Source organism: Bartonella jaculi, assembly GCF_039543045.1.
GTDB classification, from domain to species: domain Bacteria; phylum Pseudomonadota; class Alphaproteobacteria; order Rhizobiales; family Rhizobiaceae; genus Bartonella; species Bartonella jaculi.
In genome coordinates this window covers 1-5,008 of sequence record NZ_BAABIZ010000051.1, presented here as the reverse complement: position 1 = coordinate 5,008, position 5,008 = coordinate 1, and the positions used below count along the sequence as shown (strand labels likewise).

Below are 5,008 nucleotides of genomic sequence, written 5' to 3'. Positions count from 1 at the left end.
TATTCACGCGTCGTATTCTGGTTGATAGTACCGAAAGCAATTGGAGTGATAATGCGAACAACACTTGTGATGGTCAAGAGGTTCGTATTCAACAGATTAATCTGTTTGATTTAGAAAACAGTCAAATCGATTGGGGGGCTTATAAAGAAAGAGGACAAGCCGTCCTTAAAGAACAACCGAAAAAAAAGCTTTTAGATCATCAGATAGAAGCGCTTGAGAGAGTTTGTGAAGGTTTGCAAGAAGCAGACCGTGGCAAGCTTATTATGGCATGTGGGACAGGGAAAACTTTTACCAGTCTTAAGATAGCAGAAACCATAGCAGGAAAAGGCAAGCGTGTATTGTTTCTGGTACCTTCCCTTGCTTTGATGTCACAAACAATCCGTGAATGGACCATTGATACAGAAATCCCCTTGCGTTCCTTTGCCGTGTGTTCGGATACACAAGTGGGCAAGCGTCGTAAAAGTAAACATGATGATGAATCTGGTCTTGATGCTTCTGATCTTGTCTTACCGGCTACCACGGATGCAAAAGAACTTGCCCGTAAAGCCAATAAGACCTCTCTTGATGTGATGACCGTGGTCTTTTCGACCTATCATTCCATTCAAGTGATTTCCGATGCTCAAAAGGAATATGATTTACCCGAATTTGATCTAATCATTTGTGATGAAGCACACCGTACGACTGGGGTTGTATTGGGAACAGACAAGCATGAATCTGAATTTATCAAAGTTCACGATAATAGCATCATTCGGGGTAAAAAACGCCTCTACATGACAGCAACGCCTAAGATCTTTGCTGATAGTGCTAAAAAGCAAGCCCATGAGATGAATGGCATTTTAGCCTCTATGGACGATGAAGCGCTCTATGGGAAAAATCTTTACACCTACACATTCTCTAAAGCCGTTAATAATGAACTCTTAGTTCCTTATAAGATTATTGTTTTGGGTGTTAATGAAGAGGAAGTGAGTGAATCCATTCAACATCTGATGACCAATGATGATTATGAACTTATTCTTGATGATAAAACCAAGATCATAGGCTGTTATCAAGCCTTGAGTAAAATAGATCTAAAAGTTGATTTGAGGGATGACCCTAACCCTATGCGGCGGGCTTTGGCTTTTTGTAAAGACATAAAAACGTCTGAACGTATCCGTGATACATTCAACTCTCAAGAGATACAGAAAGAATTGTCTGGTATTCATAAGCTCTATAAAGATACCCCGCCTCTTCAGTGTACCTTTGCGCATATTGATGGAACACAAAGTGCCAAGAAACGTAACGAAGCTCTTGATTGGTTAAAGGAAGATGCGGGGGAAAATACTTGCCGTGTGCTCACCAATGTACGCTGTCTTTCTGAAGGTGTTGATGTTCCTGCTCTTGATGCGATTATGTTTTTACACCCGCGCAAAAGCCAAGTGGACGTGATACAGGCGGTGGGGCGTATCATGCGTCGCTCACCAGGCAAGAAGAGAGGTTATATCATTTTACCCGTTGGGATACCGGCTGGGATTTCTGCTGAAGAGGCTTTAAAATACAACAAGAGATACAGTGTTGTTTGGCAAGTGATCAATGCTTTGCTTTCTCATGATGAGAACTTTGAAGTAATCCTTAACCAGATGATTTTAGGTCAAGATGTCAGTCATACATTAGAGATTGCTGCCTTAAAGAGTATGACCACGGTTGAGAATGAAATCCATGTTTATGAGAAACCAGAAAGCACAGGGCTTGATATTGGAAAAGCAGCCTATGAACCAAAAAAATCCATTCATAGCGTAACAGGAAGATTACCCTTATATAAAGAATTTCCCAATGCCCTTAAAACCCTTTTGGCTAAGAAATTTACTCTTGCGGATTATTGGGGGATATGGGCTGGTAATGTTGCTGAGATTGCGCAAAACCATATTAATCATCTTCAAACAACTCTTTCTGATGAGACCAGTGAAGCCTATCATGCTTTTGAGAGCTTTCACACAGAACTAAAAAACAACTTAAACAGTGAAATCAAACAAGAGGAAGCGCTTGAGATGTTAGGACAACATCTTGTAACACGCCCCGTGTTTGAAGCCTTGTTTGATGGCAATGAATTTGTGCAAAACAATGCCATTTCGCAAGCTATGGAAAAGATCTTAGCTGAGTTGGATAAAACCAATATCAAGCAAATCTCTCAAGAGTTACAAGAGTTTTATGACAGTGTAAAATTCCGTGCCTCTGGAATTACTTCCCCCCAAGCAAGACAGAACCTTATTATCAAGCTTTATGAAGATTTTTTTACCAAGGCTTTTCCCCGTACGGTAGAAAAATTAGGGATTGTTTACACCCCCGTTGAGGTTGTAGATTTTATTATTCATTCTGTTGATGATGTCTTGCGCAATGAATTTGGAAAAAGTTTAGGATCACGTGGTGTTTCTATTCTTGACCCTTTTACGGGTACTGGTACCTTTATCACACGGTTGTTACAATCTAAACTGATAAAACCAGAGGACATGGAATATAAATACCGTTATGATATCCATGCCAATGAGATTGTTTTGCTGGCTTATTACATAGCAGCGATTAATATTGAAGCAACCTATCATAGCCTGATAAAAGGAGATTATATTCCCTTTAAGCATATTGGTTTAACCGATACGTTCCGGATGCTTGAAGAAAAAAGTCTGCTACAAAAATTATTTAAAGAAAACAGTGAATATTTAGAACATCAGAAAAATCTAAATATCGAAGTGATCTTTGGTAATCCTCCTTATTCAACAGGGCAAAAAAGTGCTAATGATAATGCAAAGAATACCCCTTATCCACTATTAGATGATCGTATTCGTGAGACTTATATAGCTCAATCGAAAGCAAAAAATATGCAAGCACTTTATGATAGTTATATTCGTGCTATCCGCTGGGCGAGTGATCGTATTGATAATGCGGGGGTAATCGGCTTTGTTTCTGGTTCGGGTTACGTAGAAAAGTCAACAATGGACGGTTTACGAAAATCTTTAACCCAAGAATTTACCAGTATTTATGTTCTCAATTTACGGGGGGATATTCGTAAAAATATCCTAAGCAATGGAAATGCCAAAGAAGGAGAGAATGTTTTTGGCAATGGAAGCATGACGGGTATTGCGGTGACGCTGTTTATCAAAAATCCCAATGTTTCTGGAGAGTGCAAAATTTACTATCATGATATTGGTCATAATCTCACGACAAAAGAAAAACTTACAGCTCTCGAGTATTTGGGTAGTGTTGGAGGTATTACGGATAAAAAGGGCTGGCAAATCATTACACCAGATAAACATAGCGATTGGCTTGGCCAACGTGATGATAGTTTCAAAACATTTTTAGCCATGGGGTATAAGACCATAGGTGATAAGAAAAGTCATAATAAAAAGCTTTTTGAGATTTATTCTTGTGGTGTAAAAACCAATCGTGACGCTTGGGCTTATAACTCAAGCTGTGAAGTTTTAGCTGAAAACATGAGTAATATGATTACTTTTTATAACAGCGAAGTAGAACGATTTAATAATACTTATCCACTTTCTGATCGCAAAACACGTATCAAAACTGTAGACAATTTTGTTAATGCGGATGAAAGAAAAGTTAGTTGGAGTCTTAATCTTAAAAAACATTTAATTAAAGGAAAATTGTTTGAGTTTGAAAATACATGCCTTATCCAAAGCTTATATCGTCCTTTTACACAACAATGGCTTTATTATAATCGTGCTTTTAATGAAATGGTTGCTCAAATTCCATGTATTTTTCCGATGGGTAAAGCAATTGAAAATAAAGTGATACAAATTACAGGAACCGGAACTCAATCAGGCTTTTATGTTTTAATGACTAAGGTTTTGCCTAATTTTCATACTGTGCATACTTGTCAATGCTTTCCAAGATACTTTTATGAAGATCCTATAGCCTTAAAATCTAAAGATAATAACCAATCCCATTTATTTACGAACTCTACAGAAGAAAGCAACAATACTGATTTACAACGGCGTGATGCCATTACTGATGAGGGATTAGCACATTTTAAAGCAGCTTATCCTAATGAAACTATAACAAAAGATGATCTATTCTATTATGTTTACGGGATTTTGCATTCAGAAGATTATCGTACTCGTTATGCTGATAATTTATGCAAAGAACTCCCTCGTATCCCTTGTGTAAAAAGCGTTGAAGATTTTTGGATGTTTGTTACAGCAGGTCGTGAATTGGGTCATTTGCATGTAAATTATGAAGATGTGAAACCTTATCCAGTGACCTTTAAAAAAGGCAATCCAAAACAGACTGATATCTCTAATCCAGAAAAGTTTTATTATGTAACTGAAATGAAATTCTTTGGAAATAGTAAGGAAAAGGATAAATCGACGGTTATTTATAATAGTAATATCACGATAACAGATATCCCTCTTGAAGCTTATGAGTATATTGTAAATGGCAAGCCTGCTCTTGAATGGGTTATGGGTCGTCAATGTGTTAAGACAGATAAAAAGAGCGGCATTGTGAATGATGCTAATCGTTATGCCGTTGAAACCATTGGTAACCCTGCTTATCCCTTAGAGTTGTTTCAAAGGGTTATTACGGTAAGTTTAGAAACAATGAAAATCGTTAAGAACCTACCAAAATTAGAAATGAGAGAAACTGAATAGACTTGCCATGCTCACATAATGGGCATGATAAACTCACAAGGGGTATAAGGTCTCATAACTATAGGTTTTATACCTCTTTTATAAATTGCTTACATACAATCTTAAAAGAAATAATTTATCATTGCGTTCTTCTAAAAAGAGAATATTTGCACTTTTAAACACTGTCATTTGGATTGCTTTAAGGTTTTTAAGAAATCCCATCTTAAAGTGAATACGCTTCTTTTGGATTGCCTTTAAGAGGTTATATCGTAATCTCAAATGATAGATTTATCCTTTTTAAAAGCTTTATTTAAAGAGAGTTATGTATATTCATTTTGCTTATAGGTTTTGAAGGTTTCTCAAACCCTCAAAATACCTTCAAAATATATTCTATT

1 protein-coding gene is annotated in these 5,008 nt (G+C 36.9%); it reads left to right on the top strand.

From position 1 onward, the window contains the following. A partial coding sequence (locus ABD915_RS08870; protein WP_345117491.1) for a type ISP restriction/modification enzyme occupies positions 1–4,634 on the top strand: 4,634 nt, incomplete at its 5' end. Positions 4,635–5,008: the final 374 nt, after the last annotated feature.